The sequence below is a fragment of the Myxococcus qinghaiensis genome, assembly GCF_024198215.1.
Lineage (GTDB): Bacteria > Myxococcota > Myxococcia > Myxococcales > Myxococcaceae > Myxococcus > Myxococcus qinghaiensis.
In genome coordinates this window covers 439,822-460,550 of record NZ_JAKCFA010000006.1, presented here as the reverse complement: position 1 = coordinate 460,550, position 20,729 = coordinate 439,822, and the positions used below count along the sequence as shown (strand labels likewise).

15 protein-coding genes are annotated in these 20,729 nt (G+C 70.3%); 5 read left to right on the top strand and 10 right to left on the bottom strand.

Annotated features, from left to right (window positions below; all coding sequences use genetic code 11):
• Nucleotides 1-110: 110 nt before the first annotated feature.
• The 3 genes from LZ199_RS13965 to LZ199_RS13955 all read right to left on the bottom strand — a co-directional run bounded on the left by LZ199_RS13965 (nt 111) and on the right by LZ199_RS13955 (nt 3,550).
• Nucleotides 111-491, bottom strand: coding sequence for a hypothetical protein (locus tag LZ199_RS13965; RefSeq protein ID WP_253994170.1), 381 nt, complete (start codon nt 489-491; stop codon nt 111-113).
• 119 nt (nt 492-610) lie between these two features.
• A complete protein-coding gene (locus LZ199_RS13960) occupies nt 611-2,422 on the bottom strand; it encodes an OPT/YSL family transporter (protein WP_253994169.1) in 1,812 nt (603 codons plus the stop codon).
• A 105-nt stretch (nt 2,423-2,527) separates the two neighbouring features.
• Nucleotides 2,528-3,550, bottom strand: coding sequence for a hypothetical protein (locus tag LZ199_RS13955; protein ID WP_253994168.1), 1,023 nt, complete (start codon nt 3,548-3,550; stop codon nt 2,528-2,530).
• Nucleotides 3,551-3,633: 83 nt separating this feature from the next.
• Between LZ199_RS13955 and LZ199_RS13950 the strand changes: the two genes are divergently transcribed.
• Together LZ199_RS13950 and LZ199_RS13945 are read left to right on the top strand one after the other, a co-directional pair.
• Nucleotides 3,634-4,455: a methylase gene (locus tag LZ199_RS13950; RefSeq protein WP_253994167.1), complete on the top strand. Its 822-nt coding sequence runs from the start codon at nt 3,634-3,636 to the stop codon at nt 4,453-4,455.
• Between the two features lie 205 nt (nt 4,456-4,660).
• Nucleotides 4,661-6,145 (top strand): carboxylate--amine ligase, encoded by a 1,485-nt coding sequence (locus LZ199_RS13945; protein WP_253994166.1) that lies wholly within the window; start codon nt 4,661-4,663, stop codon nt 6,143-6,145.
• Nucleotides 6,146-6,165: 20 nt separating this feature from the next.
• Here the strand turns inward: LZ199_RS13945 and LZ199_RS13940 are convergent, their stop codons facing one another.
• The 3 genes from LZ199_RS13940 to LZ199_RS13930 form a co-directional block, all read right to left on the bottom strand.
• Nucleotides 6,166-7,614, bottom strand: a complete 1,449-nt coding sequence (locus LZ199_RS13940; protein WP_253994165.1) for a type III PLP-dependent enzyme domain-containing protein — start codon at nt 7,612-7,614, stop codon at nt 6,166-6,168.
• Nucleotides 7,611-8,462, bottom strand: a complete 852-nt coding sequence (locus LZ199_RS13935; protein ID WP_253994164.1) for a glycosyltransferase family 2 protein — start codon at nt 8,460-8,462, stop codon at nt 7,611-7,613. Before LZ199_RS13935 ends, LZ199_RS13940 begins: the two co-directional genes overlap by 4 nt.
• A 185-nt stretch (nt 8,463-8,647) precedes the next feature.
• Complete coding sequence (locus LZ199_RS13930; RefSeq protein WP_253994163.1) at nt 8,648-8,896, bottom strand: hypothetical protein; 249 nt, start codon at nt 8,894-8,896, stop codon at nt 8,648-8,650.
• 189 nt (nt 8,897-9,085) lie between these two features.
• Between LZ199_RS13930 and LZ199_RS13925 the strand changes: the two genes are divergently transcribed.
• Nucleotides 9,086-9,862, top strand: coding sequence for an arginyltransferase (locus tag LZ199_RS13925; RefSeq protein WP_253994162.1), 777 nt, complete (start codon nt 9,086-9,088; stop codon nt 9,860-9,862).
• Nucleotides 9,863-9,873: 11 nt separating this feature from the next.
• Here LZ199_RS13925 and LZ199_RS13920 read toward each other — a convergent pair whose 3' ends face one another.
• Nucleotides 9,874-10,773, bottom strand: a complete 900-nt coding sequence (locus LZ199_RS13920) for an alpha/beta hydrolase (protein ID WP_253994161.1) — start codon at nt 10,771-10,773, stop codon at nt 9,874-9,876.
• 164 nt (nt 10,774-10,937) lie between these two features.
• On the opposite strand from LZ199_RS13920, the gene LZ199_RS13915 reads away from it, so the two are divergent.
• Together LZ199_RS13915 and LZ199_RS13910 are read left to right on the top strand one after the other, a co-directional pair.
• Nucleotides 10,938-12,092 (top strand): glycosyltransferase, encoded by a 1,155-nt coding sequence (locus LZ199_RS13915; protein WP_253994160.1) that lies wholly within the window; start codon nt 10,938-10,940, stop codon nt 12,090-12,092.
• 154 nt (nt 12,093-12,246) lie between these two features.
• On the top strand, nt 12,247-13,935 hold the full coding sequence (locus LZ199_RS13910) for a glutamine--tRNA ligase/YqeY domain fusion protein (RefSeq protein WP_253994159.1): 1,689 nt from the start codon (nt 12,247-12,249) through the stop codon (nt 13,933-13,935).
• 12 nt (nt 13,936-13,947) lie between these two features.
• Here LZ199_RS13910 and LZ199_RS13905 read toward each other — a convergent pair whose 3' ends face one another.
• The 3 genes from LZ199_RS13905 to LZ199_RS13895 are packed head-to-tail and all read right to left on the bottom strand — an operon-like array spanning nt 13,948 to nt 20,384.
• Complete coding sequence (locus LZ199_RS13905; protein ID WP_253994158.1) at nt 13,948-14,100, bottom strand: hypothetical protein; 153 nt, start codon at nt 14,098-14,100, stop codon at nt 13,948-13,950.
• A gap of 24 nt (nt 14,101-14,124) precedes the next feature.
• On the bottom strand, nt 14,125-14,349 hold the full coding sequence (locus tag LZ199_RS13900) for a hypothetical protein (protein ID WP_253994157.1): 225 nt from the start codon (nt 14,347-14,349) through the stop codon (nt 14,125-14,127).
• A 53-nt stretch (nt 14,350-14,402) separates the two neighbouring features.
• Nucleotides 14,403-20,384: an ATP-binding protein gene (locus tag LZ199_RS13895; RefSeq protein WP_253994156.1), complete on the bottom strand. Its 5,982-nt coding sequence runs from the start codon at nt 20,382-20,384 to the stop codon at nt 14,403-14,405.
• Nucleotides 20,385-20,729: the final 345 nt, after the last annotated feature.

The following is a 20,729-nucleotide window of genomic DNA, read 5'->3' as shown; positions in this document are numbered from 1 at the left end:
TGCGCGTGGTCGTGGAGAAGTTGGCGAAGCTCACGAAGAACAAAATGCAGGCGGGCCCGGTAATTGTCAACCGGACCCGCCGGACAGCCCCTGGCCTGATGCCAAGGGGTTCAGCAGGTCAGCCGGCCGTCGCGGCAGAGGCAGGACGAGACGACATCCCCCCGACAGCAAGGCTCGTGCTGGCTGCAGCGCCGGCCCGAGAGCGAGAAGCAGGCGCGGTATTCGCCAGGACAGACGGTGGGAGGGCAGTTGGTGACGACGCCATCACACGTCACGCTCTGGAAGTTGATGTAGCTGCACGTCGTTCCCGTGCAAGAGACTGACGTGCCGCCGTAGCAGGTGGCCGTGCAGGTCGCGAGCTCCTGGGACACGTCCTGGACCTCGTCGGACGACACGACCTCATCGGTCGACGCCGCGAGGTCGTCCGCTCCACCACAGCCCAGCAACGACAGACCGAGGACCGCCACCATCATCACGAATGCGCGCTTCATGGGAACCCCTGGAGTGCCCTGCGTGGACCGCCCACGAGCAGGGATTGCGCACCGGTTTTCCCATGAAAGCAGGGACGCGTGTCGAGTCTTCCCGCGCCCTTCTGTCCGCGACTGTCTACTCACGCCAGCAGGCTGGCCAATCCAATCAACCCCGCGATGAGGAAGAAGAGGGACTCGCCCGCGATGAGGCCACCGCCCACCAGGGACATGGTGCTCATGTCCTCGGGGAGCGCCTCTCCCTGTCCGGGGCTGCCCGCGGCGGCGGGGGCGCGCTTCTTCGTCACGGTGTTCCACACGGACGCGATGACGCCGCCCGCGCCGAACCATAGCGCCACCGGGAAGGCCACGAAGCCGCCGAAGGACGACGCGTAGGGGCTGGCCAGCACCAGCGAGTCCATGGTCCAGCCCACCGCGAAGCCCGCGCGCGAGCTCTTGATGTAGCGCTGGTAGCCCTGGTGACGCTGGAGCAGCTTGCGCAGCACCTGGATGCCGAAGCCGAGCCCCAGGCCGAAGAACATCGCCTGAATCTTGGCGTCCGACAGCGAGCCCAAATCCCGGATGGCGCCCACCAGCTTGTACGTCATCGCCGAGCCCCACTGGCCCACCGGGACGTTGGGATTGTCGAGCTGGTTGACGGTCAGCGCCGGGTAGGCCGTCATGAAGACCTTGGCCAATCCCACACACAAGAGCGCGCCCATGATGACGCCCATCACCTGATAGCGGAACTGGATGACGCGATTGGTGCCCAGGCGCCAGCCGGTGGAGCGGTCCTGCTGCATGTCGCAGCCCACGGACGTGGAGATGAGCAGGATGGTCGCCGCCATCAACCCCACCAGCGGGTTCTTCAGGCCCATCAGCGACATCAACATGATGGAGATGACGAACGCGCTGGAGATGGGGTTCTGGTCGGTGATGCCGTAGGAGATGCCATTGATGAGCACGAACAGGAGCGCCAGCGCGAGGCCGAACGCGAGCCACGCCAGGGGTTGACCCAGGACGTACGTGCCCACCAGCAGCGTCGCGGCGCCCCAGCCCACCACCCACGCCAGCAGCCGGGGCATGTTGACCTTCTTCCACGCCGGCTCCTCTCCCTGCTCGACGTCGGCCCGGGCGCGGATGCGCGCGGCGGCTTGAATCGCCAGCAACGAGAGGTCCACCGCCGCCGCGCCGCAAATCATGGCCAGACCGATGAGGAAGCCCACCTTGCGGAACGGGTCCGCCGCGCCCAGCCACCCCAGCTCACGCATGTAGGGCAACTGCCACGCGCCGAGGACGGCCATCAGCACCGCGGGCACGGTGATGCGACTGCCGACAATCATGCCCGCGCCCAGCGTGGCGGCGCTCGTCCCGATGGCGCCGACGAACGCAATCTTCTCCGTCATCCACGCGGCGATGGCGCCCAGCAGCGTGCCGCCGCCCAGCTTGGAGATGGACGCCTTGAGCAGCCGCTTGTCCGTCAGCGCGCGCAGGATGTTGGCCACCGCGAAGCCGGACGGGTAGTCGAGCTGGAGCCGGTCCACGAGCAGCGGCGTGTAGAGCATCCCCACGCCCACCGCGAACATGCCCACGCAGCCCACGAAGAGCATCAGGTGCCAGGCGGGGGGCAGCTCCATGCCCAGCCACACCATGGCCTGGATGAGCACGGACATGGCGCACAGCGAGGCCACCGACGCGGCCATCGTCTGCATGTAGTTGGCGCCGTGCTTGCCCTCCGCGCCGTAGCCGTACGTGACGGCGCTGCCGAGGATGCCCGCCAGCACCTGCCCGCCGACGAAGAAGCCCACGCTGAAGTTCATGTACGACGCGGCGATGCCACCCAGGGGCCCGAGGATGAAGAGGGCCACGGCGCTCAAGAGCAGGTGGTACTTCCACGTCCCCACCGGCGGCAGCCAGCCGAAGCGCTGCTGGACCTGCTCGGGGGCGTCGGACATCGAGGACGGGGCGGGCTCCGGAGAGGGGAGCGGCGGGACGGAGGGGGCCATGTGCCGCGAAGGGTACTGGCGTTCTCCACCGCTGTCACAACCCGCGACGTCGCCTCACGGGTCCTGGTAGCGCCGCGCTCGCAAGGCCTCTCGAAGGCGGCTGCGTCCCCGGTAGAGGTGCAGGGCGTGGAACACCGCCAGCGCCACGAGGCAGAGCACGCCCAGCATCACATAGCGGCGGATGAGGTCGCCCTCCTGCCAGCCATGCTCGTCCACCAGGCGGCTCGGGTCGCTCAGGCCCACGCCCTCCATGCGGCCGAAGGGAATCTCCTCCGTGTTCGTCCTCGCGGCCCACCAGGTGGAGAAGCAATCCCAGAAGGACAGCGCCCCGATAGGCACCAGGCCCCAGCGCAGTCCCCGCACGTGGAGGTAGCTGCCGGGCCTCACGTAGAAGCACCCCATCAGCACCGTGCCCAGCACCAACATCCCCGCGTCGCCGCCGAAGACGATGAGCGGCGTCGTGCTCGCCATGGGCAGGAGCAGGGTGCAGAAGAGCTGCGCGGTGAGCAGCACCCCGCCCCACGCCACCCACGCCGGGCGACGCAGCTTCCAGCCCATCCACGTCAGCGACCCCAGCCCGCCCGCGAGCAGCAGCGCCAGCGAGTACCAGCGCTCCGTGCCCATGGAGGTCACCCAGAGCGACGGCACGGCGGGGATGCCGCACAGCCACGCGGTGATGGCGTGCCCCGCCTCGTGCACGAGCATGGTGAACAGCCGGACGATGAAGCGCAGCGAGCCGGTGGCCCCCAGGTAGCCCAGGAGCAGCGCCGCGGGGACGACGATGAGGCGCAGCCGCAGCTCATGCACGGCTTGCTCGTCAGCGGCGTGGAACGCGGCGGTCTCCAGCGGATGCACGTCCGAGCGCAGGTCCGGCGGCGGCACGAGCCAGGCGGGGTCCACCTCGAAGGGCGCGGGTTCCGGAGGCGGCGCCGCCGCCGCGGCCGCGCGTTCCTGCTCGGCCTTGCGCGCCGCACGGGCCTCCGCGCGGGCGTAGATGATGCCGCAGCGGGGACACTCCGGCCCCTCCACGCGGGGCGCCTGACAGCCGGGGCAGGTGAGGGCGGACGCGGGGCGCACGAGGGGAGCCTACCGGCCCGCGCGGGCCGGAGGAAACACGGGGAGGCTTGACGCGCGCTGTGGGCCTCGACGAAGTGGGAGCCATGTCCACGCTGGATGCGAAGACACGGGGACGCACCGCGCCAGGGCGCCTGCGCGCGCTCGATGCCTGGCTGTGCCGCTTCGAGCGCGAGCTGCTGACGCGCGTGGACGGCGCCTGGGCCCACGCCGTCTTCGTGGACGTGGGCTTCGGCGAGCACCCCTGGACGACGCTGGAGAGCGCGGAGGCGTTTCGAGCGCTCCATCCGGAGCTCACCGTCATCGGCGTGGAGCTGGAGGAGGCGCGCGCCCTGGCGGCCCAGGCCCATGCGGGACCCCGCACGCACTTCCGGCAGGGGGGCTTCGAATTGCCCCTCGCGCGCTCGGAGGAGCCCGTCCGCCTCGTGCGGGCCATGAACCTGCTGCGTCAGGGACCGGCCGAGCGCGTCTCCGAGGTGCACCGCGCCCTGGGTCGCTTCCTGCTCCCTTCGGGGCTGCTCGTGGAGGGGAGCTCGGACCCGGAGGGTTCGGTGCTCACCGCGCACCTGCTGCGTCGGTCCTCCGCGGACCCGGAGGTCCCGCCTGCGCGCGAGGCGCTCCTGTTCCACACCGACTTCCGCAACGGCTTCGCGCCCCTGCTGTTCCGCGACTGGCTGCCCCGGGATTTGCGCCGCCGCGTCCGTCCCGGCGAGGCCATGCACCCCTTCTTCCAGGAGTGGACAGAGGCCTGGAGACAGGCGCGCGAGGCGGGACATACCTCGCCCGCCGACGCGTTCCGCGAGTCCGTCACGCGCCTGGGTGCGCGCATTGGCGGCGTGTCCAACGAGCCGTGGCTGCTCGACTCGGGCTACCTCGTGTGGCGGCCGGAGGGTGGTGTGAGTCCCTGACGCGCGGGGCCAGTTGCTCACGCCAGGGCGCGCGCGTTGGTTTTCTCACACCCTGATGGGTCGCCGCGTGCCGGAGGGTCGTCGCGTCGGACCCGGCTGGGTCCGCGTGAGCCGGGAGGGCCGAGTTCGTTGGCGCTCCGAACAAGGGACTCGAAGTGGACAGGGGCAAATGGTGGGGGGGGCGGCTATGTTGAGCGTCCAAGGCATGAAACGACACATCCTCTCACTCCTCACCGCCGGGCTCGCCGCGGGTCTCTCGATTCCCGCTCCGACGCAGGCTTCAGGTGTCGGCGCGCAAGCCCAGGCAACAGCCCGAAGGACGCCCCCGCGTCCCCGCAGGCTGGAGGAAGTGGAGAGACTGGAGACGGCTCAGGTGGAGGCAGAAGACGTGAAGGTGGAGCAGGCGGCGCGCCAGCGCGTGGAGGGGCGACCGTCCGCGTTGCTTTTCTCCGCGAGCTTCTACGGCACGCTCGCCGCCGCGCGCTGCTTCGGGCGCAATGGCATTGACGTCACGGTGGCGGACCCCGGCCGCCTGGGCCCCGCGAGCTGGTCCCGCTTCGTCGGGCGGCGCGTGCAGTGTCCTCCCGAGTCCCAGCCCGAGGCGTTCATGGAGTGGCTGCTGGACTTCGGCCGCAGGGAGCCGGGCCGGCACGTGCTGTACCCGACGAGCGACGAACTGGCGTGGCTGGTGTCGGTCCACGCCAGCGAGCTGTCGAAGTACTTCCACCTCTATGACCCGGGCGTGGAGTCCGTGTACGGGCTGCTCAACAAGCGCAAGCTCTTCGAGGCGGGCCAGGCGGTGGGGCTGACGCTGCCGCGCACCTGGTTCCCCGAGTCCGAGGCGGACCTGGAGGCCATCTCCCGCGAGGCGCGCTTCCCGGTCCTCATCAAGCCGACGACGCAGATTCTCTACTCCACGCACGTCAAGGGCCTGCCGGTGGCGGAGCCGTCGCAGCTGGTGGAGGAGTACCGGTCCTTCGCGCGCGACGGGTACGCGGACATGCTGGTGAAGTTCGACCCGGCGGTGGCGCGGCCCATGGTGCAGGAGTTCCATCCGGAGGCGGCCGAGGGCATCTACAGCCTGTCGGGCTTCGTGGACGAGTCCGGCGAGCTGTTCGAGGTGCGGGGCGCCATGAAGGTGCTCCAGCGTCCGCGCCGGCTGGGCGTGGGCGTGTGCTTCGAGTCCGCGCCGGTGCGCCAGGACCTGGCGGACGGGCTCAAGCGGCTGTGCAAGCGCCTGGGCTACCACGGCGTCTTCGAGGTGGAGTTCATCCAGACGAAGGACGACTTCCTGCTCATCGACTTCAACCCGCGCTACTACGGGCAGATGGGCTTCGACATCGCCCGGGGCCTGCCGCTGCCGCTGATGGCCTACCACGCGGCGCTGGGCGACAAGCCCGCGCTGGAGCGCGTGGTGCAGGCGGCGCGCGAGTGGACGGGAAAGGGCGAGGTGTTCTGCAACCGGATTGCGTTGGAGATGCTGCTCAACCTCCAGCGCCTGTCGGGCGCGCTCCCCGTCGACGAGGCCCGTCAGTGGCGGCGCTGGCTGGGCGAGAACCGGGACGTGGCGGTGGATCCGCTCATCGACTCGGATGACATGATGCCCACGGCGGTGGAGGTCGCCCAGATTCTCTACGGCTCCGCGCGCCACCCCCGCGCCTTCCTCCGGATGATGGTGCTCAACCGGTAGGCGCGGGCGCGGGGGCGGACTCAGGCGGCTTCGGGCTTGCCCGGAGTCGCCGCCACGGTGTCGAGGGCCAGCTGGTCCTCGAACGTCTCCGCCCGGCGCAAGAGCCGCTCCTGCCCGTTGTCCAACGCGATGATGGCGGGCTGGGGATACGAGAAGGACGTGGCGAACGGCACGAAGTAGGCGCCCGCGTCCATGATGGCCAGCGTGTCGCCCTCGGCCAGCTCCGGCAGTCGCTTCGCGTGATACAGCGTGTCGCCCGGCGTGCAGATGGGCCCCACCACCGTGTACACGCGCGAGGCGGGCGCGTCCGGTCGGTCCACGTGGAAGAGCTGGTGGTACTCGTTGCGCACGCACTCGGCATGGTTCACGCCCGCGTCGAGCACCGCCCACGTCCGGTCATCGCCTTCCTTGAGCGTGTGCACGCGGCCCAGGAGCAGCTGCGTGTCGCCCGTCATGGCGCGCCCCGGCTCCAGGAAGATGCGCGGACGCTTGCGGCCCCGCCGCGCGTAGTGCGACTCCACCAGCTCCACCGCGAGCGCCACGTAGCGGGAGATGCCCAGCGCGCTTTCCGGGTCCGGCGCGGGCACGTCGCGGAAGAACGTGAGGTTGAGCCGCCAGTCGCGCTCGGCGATGTGCTCCACCGACGGGGTGCAGAGGCTGCCGCCCAAATCCAGCACCTCCAAATCCAACCCCAGCTCCTGGTGCAGCGTGTCCGTGAAGGCGAGCACCGCCTCCACGAAGCCGGTGAACTCGCCCTCGGTGCGGATGGTGGCGCCCCGGTGCGCGTGCAGGCCCACGACGTCCAGGTGCGACGACGCGCGCGCCTGCGCATACGCCCGCAGCGCCGCGCCCCCGGCGATGGGCGTGCCGAACTGCGCCGCCCAGCCGCTGTCCGTCGTCACCCGCACCGCCACGCGCGGGCGCTTGCCGACTTCCGCGGCGAGGCGCGCGAAGGTGCCCAGCTCCTCCGCGTGATTGGCGGCCAGCAGCTGGATGCCTCGGGAGATGGCCTCTCGCACCGAGGCCTCCGACTTCACCGGGCCGTTGTAGACGATGCGCTCGGGCGCGACGCCCAGCTTCAGCGCGAGCCACAGCTCATAGGCGGAGATGATTTCGGCGCCCACGCCCAGCCCGTGCAGCACCTCCAGCACGCCGGGAATCGGGTTCGTCTTGTACGAGTAGAACACCTCGCAGCCGCCCGCCCGTCCCTGGGGTACGGCCAGGAAGCGCTCCACGTTGCGGCGCAGCGCCGCCAACTGCACCACGTGCAGCGGCGAGCCCCAGCGCTTCACCAGGTCCTTGAGCGGCACGCCCTCCAGACACAGGCCCTGACCGGCGCGCTGCTCCAGCCCCCAGTACGACGCGGGAATCTCCGTGCGCGCGGGCGCCATGGCCCGCTGCAGCACCGGCCGCAGCGTCTGCTTCACCTGACGCTTGGCCGTCCCGACGAGGCGATTCTTGAAGCTCATGAGACCCGGCCCTGCTTCGGCAACCGCAGCGGCAGCCGCTTGGCGACATCAAAGGGCAGCGCCCGCATCAACAACTGCAGCGCGCGGTACTCCAGCACGCCGTTCGTCTTGCGATACTTGCCGTGAATCATCTCGTTGGACTGCATCACCAGCGTGCCGTCCTTGCCCAGGTTGTGCATCAGCGAGGGCCGGCCGGTGCGGTAGTGCAGGATGGGGCGGTTGACGTAGACGTGGCCGAAGGCGCGGATGCCGCGCAGATAGAAGTCCACGTCCTCGTAGACGGGGATGGACGCGTCGAAGCCGCCCAGCGCGGAGAAGTGCTCCCGGCGCACCATGCAGGCCGAGTTCACGTACAGCGTGCCGCGGAAGAGGATGTGCGCCACCGTCCACGCGCTGTTGGGCGTGGAGGCGCCCACCTTGGCGGCCCACTCGAAGTACTCGCTCTTGTCCTTGAGCCAGTCCGCGTCGTCGCCAAAGGGCACCACCCAGCCCACCGCCACGCCCGCATCGGGGCGCGCGTCCAGCGCGCTCACCATGGCGTGCAGCGCGCCGTCCGCCAGCATGTCGTCGTCATCCAGGAAGTGCAGGTAGCGCCCGCGCGCCAGCGTCACGCCGTGGTTGCGCACCACCGCCGGACGGCCCTTGGAGGGCGGGTCGTTCACCACGTAGCGCACGCGCTCGTCGCCCAGCCCCTCCACCGTCGCCCGGGCGGTGCCCTCCGGCGTGTCATCCAACACGATGACCTCGACGTGCACGCCCTCCTGGCGAAGCACCGAACGGATGGCCTCCACCACTTCCTTCTCTCGTCGGTGGGTGGGCATCACCACCGAGACATCGATTGCGGACATGTCAGACTTATACGCGCTGGCGCCGGGGGCCGGGAAGACGCCTTGGCGTTCCAGCCCGCGCGCGAGGCTTGCGCGGCCGCCTGCCCGCCGCGCAAGGCGTGCGGGGGGAACGTGTTCTCAAAATGGATGAGGTTGAGAAGCCGCGTATCCGAGTGACGCCGCGTCGTCGGGACGTGACGCGTCCTTCAATAGCTCGCCACCCCGGACTCGAAGTCTTCCGCCTCCCACCCGGGGTCTACGACGACCTGCCAGGAAGGTCGTGAGGGCAGGACACGACTGTCCGGGTTCGAGCGAAGCGCGTTCAGCATCCGGGCGTCCAGCCACTGTTCGCCCCACGTGTCCCCTCCGAAGGGGGAAGGGCGCTCGAGTGCCGCGGCCTCCAGCTGGGCATGGGCGAGCCGGTCCATCCAGGGCTGCAGGCAGTCTCGGGCCATGTGCTTCCGCCTTTTGCGTGGGAGTCGGGGGGAAATGGCTGCAGTCGCCATGCCATGCCCTCGCGTAGGAGACGCGCCAGGGGCTCGGCATGAGACACTGGCGGGGCGAGGCTCCCTGGCCGCGGGGCGTCCTGACACCCGCGGCCGACTTGACGTCGGGTGGGCCTCCGGAGAGGAACGTGGACGGACATGGCTCTCCTGCTGGCACATGAAGTCGAAGCCCCTCGCCCGTGCAGCTATTTGCCGGAGCGGCAGGCCTCACTAGAAAACCTGGTGATGCAGGAAGTGTCACCGGAGGAGTACGAACATCTGTTGATGCGCGGGTGGCGCCGGTTCGGGCCGCTGTATTTCCGGCCCGCGTGCGCCTCGTGTGGCGAGTGTGTCTCGCTGCGGCTGCCGGTGGAGTCCTTCCGCCCCAACCGCAGCCAGCGCCGCGCGCGGGCGGCCTGCGCGCACCTGCGCGTGGAGGTGGGCGTGCCCCGCGTGGACGACGAGCGGCTGGCGCTCTACCGGGCGTGGCACGCGGAGCGCGAGTCCTCGCGGGAGTGGGACCCCTCGCCGCTCACCCCGCGCGAGTACTCGCTCCAGTTCTCCTTCCCGCATCCGTCCGCGCGCGAAGTCGCGTACTACGACGACGGCGCGGAGGGCGGCCCCCGACTGGTGGCGCTGGGCATCTGCGACGAGACGCCGCGCGCGTGGAGCGCGGTGTATTTCTTCTATGACCCGGACTACGCGGCCTTGTCTCCGGGCACGGCGAACGTGGTGTTCCAGGTGGAGCTGGCGCGGGCGCGGGGAATCCCCCACGTGTACCTGGGCTACCGCGTCCAGGCCTGCGCGTCACTGCGCTACAAGGGCGGCTTCCGTCCGCACGAGCTGCTCGTGGGACGGCCCGCACTGAACGCGCTCCCCGCGTGGGAGCCTCCGGCGGCGCCCGAGCCCACCGCCGAGCCTTCAGGCACCCCGTAGCCGAAGGCGTGTCAGCCCGCGCTCAGGAGCGCCCGGTCGAAGTGCTCGCGCAGCCGGCGCGCGTACTCCTCTGGGGCGACGCGCGCGTACCCGCCATGGCCCGCGCCTTCCACGACCCACAGGGCCTTGGGCTCGCAGGCTGCGCGGAAGAGGCTGGCCTGGAGCTTGGCGGGCGCGTCCGGGTCCACGTCGCCGTTGACGAGCAGCAGGGGCCGGCCCTGGAGCTGGCACATGCCGTCGATGGGGCGCACCGCGTCCACGTCCACGCCCGCGTGCCGCAGTGTCCACAGCACCGGCTCCGCGCTGAACGCACCCCACCGGCCGTAGCCCGAGTACACGTCCGCCTCCAGCGCGGGGTACGCGCCCGCGGCGGCCACCGCCTTCACGCGGGCGTCCGTCTCCGCCACCAGCAGCGCGGTGGTGCCGCCCATGGAGAAGCCGAAGAGCCCCAGCCGCGTCGGGTCCACGTCCCGCCGCGCGGAGACGAAGTCCAGCGCGGCCGTCACGTCGCGCCGCTCGCTGTCTCCCCACGTCACCCGGTCTCCGCCACTCTCCCCATGCGCGCGCAGGTCGAACAGCAACACGCCATAGCCTGCGCGGGCCAGGGCGCGGGCCTCGAAGAGCAGTTGCGCGCGGTTGTCCGCGAAGCCGTGCACCAGCACGACGGCCGCCCGGTTGCGCGACGGCACATACCAGCCGCGCAGCGTCAGCCCGTCCGCGCTGGAGAACGTCACGTCCTCCAGGCCCGCGAACTCCGGAGAGACCTCGGGCCGCTCCACCGGCACGTGTGGCGGATGCAGCAGCCCCAGTCCGATGCGGTGTCCGCGCACCACCAGGGCGCCGGCGACGGCGACCAGCACGAGCAGCGACAGCAGGAGGAGGACACGGCTCGGGCGGAGTGGGATTTTCACGGGAAGGGCAAGGAGGCGTGGGGCGGAGCCACTCTAGTCGAGCCCCCTGTCGACCCGCGTCAGGCTGGTGGCTTGGCTCTCTAGAGAACAGGCCCCGGGCGCCTTCTGTTGGCGGGTATGGCTGCTTGGACTACGGTGCACCCGCCTTCTGGGAGTGGGGGCTGATGCTGCAACCAGTGCCACGAGACGCCTCGAAAGACCCCATCCGGAAGCGAGTGCTCTTCACGCTCGTGTTCCTGGGCGGGGGCGGTATCGAGCGCTCCGTGTGCAACATCCTGGAGGGGTTGGATCCACGCCGCTTCGCCACCCGGTTGTTCTTCCACCACAGGCCCCCTCCGGGGCGCGAGGACCGGCTGCCCAAGAACACCGAGGTCGTCTGGGCCACGGACTCCTACGACTACCACCGGCAGAGCCTGCCGGTGTACCTCTGGCACCTGCTGCGCCACGCGCGCGAGGCCGACGTCATCGTCGCGGGGCAGGAGGGTCGCGCCGCGCTGCTGGCCTGCCTGGCGGGCAAGCTGCTCGACAAGCCCGTGGTGGGGATGATCCACTTCGACTGGGGTGCGTTCCACCGTGAGCAGCCGCGCCGGCAGCTCTGGGGGCTGCGCCTCTTGTATCCGCGGATGAACCGCATCGTCGCCTGCGGCCATGACACCGCGCGCTCCTTCCGGTCGCTGGTGCCCGTGCCCGAGGACCGGCTCCAGGTCATCCCCAACTTCGTGGACGGCGACACCGTGCGCGCCGCCGCCGAAGGGCCGCTGCCGGACTGGGCACCGGCCGTCTTCGCCAGGCCCGTGGTCATCGCCGTGGGCCGGCTGGAGCCCCAGAAGGGCTTCGACGTCCTCATCCGCAGCCATGCCCTGGCGCGTCAGCGGGGCGTGGACCAGCACCTGCTCATCCTCGGGGTGGGCTCGCTGGAGGCCGAATTGAAGGCCCTGGCGCGCTCGCTGGGCGTGGAGTCCACCGTCTTCATGCCGGGGTTCGCCTCCAATCCGCACGCGCTGATGCGGAGGGCCGCCGTGTTCGCCCTGTCCTCGCGCTTCGAGGGCCTGCCCATGGTGCTCCTGGAGGCGCTCGCCCTGGGGTGCCCGGTGGTCAGCACCGACTGTCCCTCCGGGCCGGGGGAGGTGCTGGAGCATGGCCGCCACGGCGTCCTGGTGCCCGTGGAGGACCCCCAGGCCCTGTCGGAGGCGCTGGGGCGCGTCGTCACCGACGAAGTCCACCGCAAGGACTTGTCCCGCAGGGCGCGGGCCCGGGCCGACGAGCTGTCCGCGTCCAGGGCCCTGGGGGCCTGGGAAGCGCTGCTGGCGTCCCTCTAGAAGGGCCTCCGGGAGGCCCCCGGGCGCCCCGTTGCTTCGGGGGCGGAAGGAGTCCCACGGCCCGGATGTTGTGCTTGGAGGCCCGCTGGGAACGGCGAGGGTGCAAGGAATCGCTTGCCGGCCCCGGGCGGCTTCACGAGGATTCGCCCCCATCATGACGACGACGAACGAAACGCAGGGCCTGAACTTCCTCCAGGAGATCATCGAGGAAGACCGGCGCGCGGGAAAGCACGCAGGTCGCGTGCACACCCGCTTCCCGCCCGAGCCCAATGGTTACCTCCACATCGGCCACGCCAAGTCCATCTGCCTGAACTTCGGGCTGGCGAAGCAATACGGTGGCGTGTGCAACCTGCGCTTCGACGACACCAACCCCGTCACCGAGGACACCGACTACGTCGAGGCCATCCAGCGCGACGTGAAGTGGCTGGGCTTCGACTGGGACGACCGCAAGTTCTACGCGTCCGACTACTTCCCGAAGCTCTACGACTTCGCCGTGCAGCTCATCAAGCAGGGCAAGGCGTACGTGTGCAGTCTGACGGCGGACGAGATTCGCGAGTACCGCGGCGACTTCACCACGCCGGGCCGGGACAGCCCGTACCGCACCCGCTCCGTGGAGGAGAACCTGGACCTCTTCGAGCGCATGCGCGGCGGAGAGTTCCCGGACGGCAAGCACACGCTGCGCGCGAAAATCGACATGACTTCCTCCAACCCCGTGTTGAGGGACCCGCCCATCTACCGCATCCGCCACGCGCACCACCACCGCACCGGCGAGGCGTGGCCCATCTACCCGCTCTACGACTTCGCGCACTGCCTGTCGGATGCGATTGAGGGCATCACCCACTCCGTCTGCACGCTGGAGTTCGAGAACCGGCGCGTGCTGTACGACTGGATTGTCGACAGCCTCATCCAGGGGGACCGGCCGTACCAGTACGAGTTCAACCGGCTGAACCTCAACTACACGGTGATGAGCAAGCGCAAGCTGCTCAAGCTGGTGACGGAGAAGTACGTCTCCGGTTGGGATGACCCCCGGATGATGACCCTCAGCGGCCTGCGCCGCCGGGGCTTCACGCCGGCCTCCATCCGCGACTTCGCCACGCGCGCGGGTGTCAGCAAGACGCAGCAGCTCATCGACATGGGCGTGCTGGAGCTGTGCATCCGCGAGGACCTGAACGAGACGGCCCCTCGCGCCATGGCGGTGCTGCGCCCCCTGAAGGTGGTGGTGGAGAACTACCCTGAAGGCCAGGAGGAGCTCCTGGAGGTGCAGAACCACCCGCAGAAGCCGGAGATGGGCACGCGCAAGGTGCCGTTCATGCGCGAGCTGTTCATCGAGGCGGAGGACTTCATGGAGGTCCCCGCGAAGGGCTTCTTCCGCCTGGCGCCGGGCAAGGAGGTGCGCCTGCGCTCGGCGTACTTCATCACCTGCAAGGAGGTCATCAAGGACGCGGCCGGCAACATCACGGAGCTGCGCTGTACCTATGATCCGGCCACGCGCGGCGGTGACTCGCCGGATGGCCGCAAGGTGAAGGGCACGCTGCACTGGGTGCCGGGCAACGCGCCCACGGCCGAGGTCCGGCTGTACGACAGGCTCTTCTCCGTGGAGAGCCCGGACTCGGATGACGCGAAGGACTTCACCACCTTCCTCAATCCGGCGAGCCTGGAGGTCCTCCGGAACGCGCGAATCGAACCGGGGCTTGCCCAGGCCACGCCGGAGTCCCGCTTCCAGTTCGAGCGGCTGGGGTACTTCTTCGCGGACCCCAAGGACTCGCAGCCGGGCAAGCCCGTCTTCAACCGCACCGTCACCCTGAAGGACTCGTGGGTGAAGGAGCAGGGCAAGGGGAAGTAGTCCCCTTGTCGCTCAGGGTGTCGCCTTGCCTTTGGCGGGCGGCACCCTGCACGCGGCATGGCCCATGATGACGTCTCCGTCGACGGTGCCGGTGGGCGTGGGCGTCCAGCCCTCGGCGAGCCGGGCGTCGAGCAGGTCATCAGCGCTGGGTCGACGGTCCCACACGGAGACCGCGTTGACTCCGCCGAGTCAGGTGGTGTCGAAGACGAGGTAGCCGCCGTCCTTCCAGGGCAGCACCACGTCGTGGGTGAACTCGTCCTGCACCACCACCTCCGTCACGTCGCGCGGAGGCGTGCTGGCGAAGCCCCAGCGCACCACGTCCTGGAGCAGGGTGAGGGGCCCGAGCTCTCGCTCCAGGGCCTCCCGCTCCTCGGCAGACAGGGCGGTTCGGGTTCGGTCGATCAGCGGCACCATGCCCCGCAGTCTAGCAGGGCCGGGGGCCGCACTGTCGACCGGGAGGAACCCCGTCAGCCCTCCGGCGCTGTCAGCGGCAGCTCGGCGGTGAAGGTGGCGCCGCCGCCCTCCGTGGGCGTCAGGTGGATGCCTCCCTCGTGCCCCTCGGCGATGTGGAGCGCCATCCACAGGCCCAGCCCGAAGCCTCCGTGGTTGCGCGCGGAGACGGCGCGCTCGAAGCGGCCGAAGATGCGCTCGCCGTCCTCGGAGGCGACGCCGGGGCCATGGTCCACCACGCTGATGCGGACGCTGCCCGCCGAGGAGGCCACGCTGACCTCGATGGGCCTGCCCGCGCCGAACTTGATGGCGTTGTCGACCAGGCTCTCCACGAGCTGGCGCAGCCGCTCCGGGTCGAACCGGCCCACCACGGCGGGCGGGGCGGTCCACGCGAGCGCGGACTCGGCGCGCGCGGCCTTCTCCCGCGACCCCTCGATGACGTCCTTCACGATGGCAATCACATCCACGTCCTGGCGGACCAGCGCCAGGCGGCCGGTGACGAACTCGGACACGTCCAGCAGGTGCTCCACCAGCCGCGTCAGGCGCTGGAGCTGCTTCTCCGTCGTCTGCGCCCGGCTCCGCACCAGCTCCTCGGGTGAGAGCTGGGTGTCCGTTCGGTCCAGGTTGCGCAACAGGGTCTGGATGTTGAGCGTCAAGACGCTCACCGGGGTGCGCAGCTCATGGCTGACCAGGCTGAGGAACTCGTCACGCAGGTGCACGGAGTCCAGCAGCGCCTCCTTCTCCAGCTCCTTGCGCGTCACCTCCCGCCGCACGCTGACCATCTCCAGCTGCGTGCGCACCCGGGCCATGAGCTCGCGCGCGGAGAAGGGCTTGACCAGGTAGTCATCCGCGCCGCTCGACAGGCCCTCCACCGTGGACTCGTCGCCCGCGCGCGCGGAGAGCAGGATGATGGGGATGGCCCGCGTGCGCGGGTCGGCGCGCAGCTCGCGCACGAGGCCGAAGCCGTCCAGCACCGGCATCATCACGTCGGAGAGGATGAGGTCGGGCGGCTGGAGGCGCGCCCGCTCCAGCGCCTCACGGCCGTTCATGGCCGTCTCCACGTGGGAGAAGCGGCGGCCCAGCAACCCCGAGACGTAGCTGCGCAGGTCGGCGTTGTCGTCGACCAGGAGGATGCGCGAGGACGTCAGCGACTCGGGGATGTCCAGCTGCGCGTCGTCAGAGTTCTCCGTCGTCGCGGACTGGAGCAGGGGCGTGTCCGAGGCCGACCACCGCTGCGCCTCCTGGACGTAGGGCGCGGCCCAGGCCGCCGACGAGCGCGAGCGGGGCTTGTGGTCGATTCGCTCCTCGGGCAGGTGGGCCGAGCCGCCCGGCAGCCGCACCGTGAAGGTGGTGCCCTCGCCCAACCGGCTCGTCACGGAGACTTCGCCCCCGTGCAGCTTGACGAGCTCCTCCACCATGGCGAGGCCAATGCCCGTCCCTTCGTGGCTCCGACCCTGGGTGGCGCGCACGCGGTAGAAGCGCTCGAAGATGCGCGGGAGGTCCTCCTCGGGAATCCCCACGCCGGTGTCCCGCACCGTGAGGACCGCGCCCCCGTCGCGCCAGTGCTGGCCCACGCGAATCTCGCCCGCATAGGTGTACTTCACCGCGTTGGAGAGCAGGTTGAGGACAACCTTCTCCCACATCTCCGGGTCCACGTAGATGGGCTCGGGCAGCGGGGGACAGTCCACCACCAGCCGCAGCCCGGCGCTGCCCACCGCGGACTCGAAGGTGCTCGCCAGGTTGCGCGTGAAGGTGGCCAGGTCCGTGGGGACGTAGGTGGCCTGCGTCCGTCCGGCCTCCATGCGCGAGAAGTCGAGCAGCGTGTTGACCATCTTGTAGAGCCGCAGCGCGCTGCGGCGCACCAGGTCCAGCTGCTCCGACTCCAGGACCTTGGGCTCCCGGTTCATGGCGTCTTCGATGGGCCCGAGAATCAGCGTGAGCGGCGTGCGGAACTCGTGGCTGACGTTGCTGAAGAAGGCCGTCTTGGCCTGGTCCAACAGGGCGAGCTGTTCGGCGCGCAGTCGCTCCTGCTCGTAGGCGCGGGCACTGGCGAAGCTGGCGGCGAGCTGCCGCGCGAGCAACTGCAGGAAGCTCCGGTACTCGTCATCCAGCGCCCGCAGCGGACTGATGCCGGCGACGAACACGCCCATCAGCTCCGCGTCCGCGCCCATGGGCACCGGAAGCAGCAGCGCGCGAGTCGTGGGCTCGGGCCAGGGGCCGCCGGGGAGGGGACCGAATCTCGTCGCCAGGTCGTCGACCAGCATCTCCTTCCCCTCGCGGGCGACGCTGGCGAGCGGCCACGCGCTCGTCTCGTCCAGGCGTGGCGCGGTGGGCGCCGCGGGCGAGCCTCGGGGCAGGTTGGCGCAGGTGACGAGCTGCGCCTGCTCGCCCCGGACGACGTAGAGCAGGCCGAAGGGCAGGTCGTGGCCGGCGGGCGTGAGGACTTCTTCCAGCGCGACGAAGAGCGAATCGACCTTGGCGCTGAGCGCCGCCCGGATGGACAGCTCCCGGAGGATGGCCAGGCGCCGGTCTCCGACGACCTGCCGCGTCGTCTCGCTCGCGATGGCGAAGAGGCCGGCGATCTCCCCCGACTCGCCGATGGTGGGGTTGTAGGACCAGGTGAAGTAGGCCTCTTCCCGAAGGCCGCCGGGCCGCCGCGCGAAGTTGACGTTGCCGTTCTCGATGAAGAGCGGCTCTCCCGTCTCGTGCACGCGCTGCATCAGGGGGCCCAGCAGCTTCCACTCCTCCGCCAGCGCCTCCGAGCCGCGCGCGCCCAGCGTCAGCGGATGCTTCGTCCCGAGGATGGGCCGGAACGGGTCGTTGTAGAGCATGTTCAGCTCCGGCCCCCAGAACAGGATGATGGGGTACGGAGAGCGCAGCATCGTGCTGACCGAGGTGCGCAGCGACTGGGGCCAGCGCTCCATCGGCCCCAGCGCCGTTGTCCGCCAGTCGAAGGCGCGCATCAGGGCGCCCATGTCGCCGCCGCTCAGGATGAATTGCTCCCGCGAGGCGTCCTTCGCGGGCACCGGGCGCGGGGCCACGGCGAGCTGTCCGGAGGGCGGCTCGGCGGGGAGCCAGAAGGAGAACGTGCTGCCGGTGTCGGAGGTGGCCTCCAGGAGGAGCTGTCCGCCGTGGCTCTCCACGATGCCCTTGGCGATGGAGAGCCCCAGGCCATGGCTGTCGCGCCGCTTCTGGGCCGCGTGCCAGTGACGGTCGAAGAGGTGGCGCTGGGCCTCGGGTGAAAGGCCTGGGCCGCTGTCCGTCACGCTGAAGCGGATGCCGGGCATCCCCGGGGCGTGTCCGGCCCGCAGGTGGATGCGGCCTCCCGGCCCGGGCGGCGTGAACTTGATGGCATTGGAGATGAGGTTGCCGAACGCCTGGAGGAAGCGCTCCCTGTCACACTGCAGGATGAGTCCGGGCGTCACCTCGCTGTCGAGCGACAGGCCCTTCTCCGCCGCCTGGGGCTCGAACTGCTCCTGGACTTCGTGCACCAGGTCTTCCACGCGCTGCGGCCGCGGGTCGACGGAGAGCGTCCCGGTGTCGATGCTCGCCAGGTCGAGCAGGTCGTCGATGAGCCGGTTCATCCGGGTGGCGGCGCGGTGAATCGACTCCGCCTGCTTGTGCACGCGCGCGCCCTTGTCGCCCTCCCGGGAGCTTCGCTGGAGCAGCTCGGCGGCGGTGCGGATGGTGGTGAGGGGCGAGCGCAAATCGTGACTGACCACCGCGAGCGTCTCTTCTCGCAAGCGGGTGGCGCGCTGGGCCTCCTCGAGCAGGCCTCGGGCCTCCTCCGCGTGGATGCGCTCGGCGCGGAGCGCCTCCTGCCGGAGCTGGGACACGGTGAGCAGGGCGTTGACGCGTGCCCTGAGCTCGTTGGCGGAGAAGGGCTTGACCAGGTACTCGTCCGCGCCGCTGCGCAGCCCCTCGATGGTGGCCTCTTCGCCGGCCCGCGCGGACAGCAGCAGGATGGGGATGAAGCGCGTGCGCTCGTCGGCGCGCAGGGCCCGCACCAGCTCCAGGCCGCCCACGCCCGGCATCATCACGTCGGAGAGGATGAGGTCGGGGGGATTCTCACGCGCGGAGGCGAGCGCCTGGGCGCCATGGCTCACCGCGTCCACGCGCCAGTGGGGTGACAGGAGCCGCAGCAGGTAGCCGCGCATGTCGACGTTGTCGTCCGCCACGAGGATGCGCGCCTCGGAGTGGGAGAGGGCGGGTCCGGTGAGGGAGGGCACCGGCTCGTTCCACTGGGAAATCTCGGCCAGGAACTCGCGGGCGCCAATCCCCGTGGAGTCGAGCGTCCGGGCCGCCCCGACCTGCTCCGGGTCCAGGTGCGCGGAGCCCGTGGGCAGGCGCACCGTGAAGGTGGTGCCCTGCTGGACGGCGCTCGTCACCGTCACGGTGCCACCGTGAAGCTTGACCAGCTCCCGCACCAGCGCGAGCCCGATGCCCGTGCCCTCGTGGCTGCGCCCCTGCGCGCCTTCGACGCGGTGGAAGCGGTCGAAGATGCGCGGCAGCTCCTCCTCCGGCATGCCGATGCCCGTGTCCCGCACCGTCAGCTCCACGCTGTCATCCAGCCACTGCAGCGCGATGTGGACCTGGCCCTTGAAGGTGAACTTCAAGGCGTTGGAGAGCAGGTTGAGGACAACCTTCTCCCACATCTCCGGGTCCACGTAGACGGAGTCGGGCAGCGGCGGGCAGGCGACGACCAGCTCCAGCCCCGCGGTGGTCATCGCCGAGTCGAAGCTGCTGACCAGGTCGCGCGTGAGGGCGGACAGGTCCGTGGGGATGAACGACGCCCGGGCGCGGCCCGCCTCCAGCCGGGCGAAGTCGAGCAGGGTGTTGACCAGCTTCTGCAGCCGCAGCCCGTTGCGGCGCACCATCTCCTGGCGCTCGCGTTGCGGCGGGGGGAGGGGATGCTCGGCATCCATCAGCGCGTCCTCGACGGGGCCGAGCATCAAGGTGAGGGGCGTGCGGAACTCGTGGCTGACGTTGCTGAAGAAGGCGGTCTTCGACCGGTCGATCTCCGCCAGGGCCTCCGCCCGCCGCTTCTCCTCTTCGTGGGCGCGGGCGTTGCTGACGGCCGTGGCGAGGTGGTCCGTCACCAGCCCGAGGAACCCCCGGTAGTCGTCGTCCAGGGCGCGCCGCGCGCTCACGCCCGCGACGAGGAAGCCATGAGGGCGCTCGGCTCCGGGGCGGGAGATGGGCAGCACCAGGACCGAGTGGGGGGACTCGGACCATGGGCCGCCCGGGAGGTCGCCGAAGCGGGTGCGCGCGTCGGGGATGAGGTGGCCTCCCCGGGCCTCCAGGGCCTCGGAGAGGGACCAGGTGGCGCCGGGCGGAAGGTCGCCGAACCGCGAGGCGGCCCGGGCCTTCGTCTCCCAGCCCGTCGCCTCCATCAACTCGGAGGACAGCTCGCCGCTGGGACCCAGGCGATAGAGCAGGGCGAAGGGAACGTCGTAGGCGTTGCCGGCCAGGGCCCGCGCGGCCTCGCGCCAGGCGTCCTCCTCGCGCTTGACGGTCCCCGCGCGCGCCGCGAGGTCCCGGAGGGTCCGCAGCCGTCGTTCGCCGAGCACCCGGCCCGTGGTCTCCGTCAGGGTGACGAGGATGCCTCCGACGCCCCCGCTCTCGTCCCGGATGGGGCTGTAGGAGTACGTGAAGTAGCACTCCTCCAGGTAGCCGTTCCGGTCCAACGGCAGCATCCAGTCCACCGAGCCGACCGCCGCGCCTCGCCACACCCCGTCGAACAGCGGGCCGATGATGTGCCAGCTCTCGGCGAACGTCGTCTGGGCGCTGGTGCCCATGGCCGAGGGGTGCTTCGTGGCGCCGAGCACCGGCCGGTAGCCGTCATTGTAGAATTGGACGAGCTGCCGCCCCCACGCGATGTACATGGGGAAGTGGGACTCGAGCACGATGCTGACCGCCGTACGCAGCGACTGCGGCCAGGTCTCAGGAGGCCCCACGGCCGTCTTCGACCAGTCGGTGGCGCGCATGAGCGCACCCATTTCGCCTCCGCCGGCGAGCACCGCCGCGGCCACGGGGTGTAGGTCGGAACGCGCTGTCCCAGGACGTTGGGTCGAGTGGCTCATCAGAGTCGGTCATCGCCCCACACTTCGTTGCTTGCAGGACGCGGCAGGGGGGAAGGGCGAGGCCTCAACTTCAAGGATGAAGGCCTGTGTCGGCGACAATATTCTGTCGCATCCTGGGAATTGCACGGACTTGGGACACATCCGCGACCCGCGAGACATGTGTCGCCTGCTCCACATTGCGCATGCTTGCGTGAAGTTGCTCGAGGCTCCGTCAGGAGGGCAGGGGGCCGAGCACACGCGGCATGAACAAGTGGTCAGGTC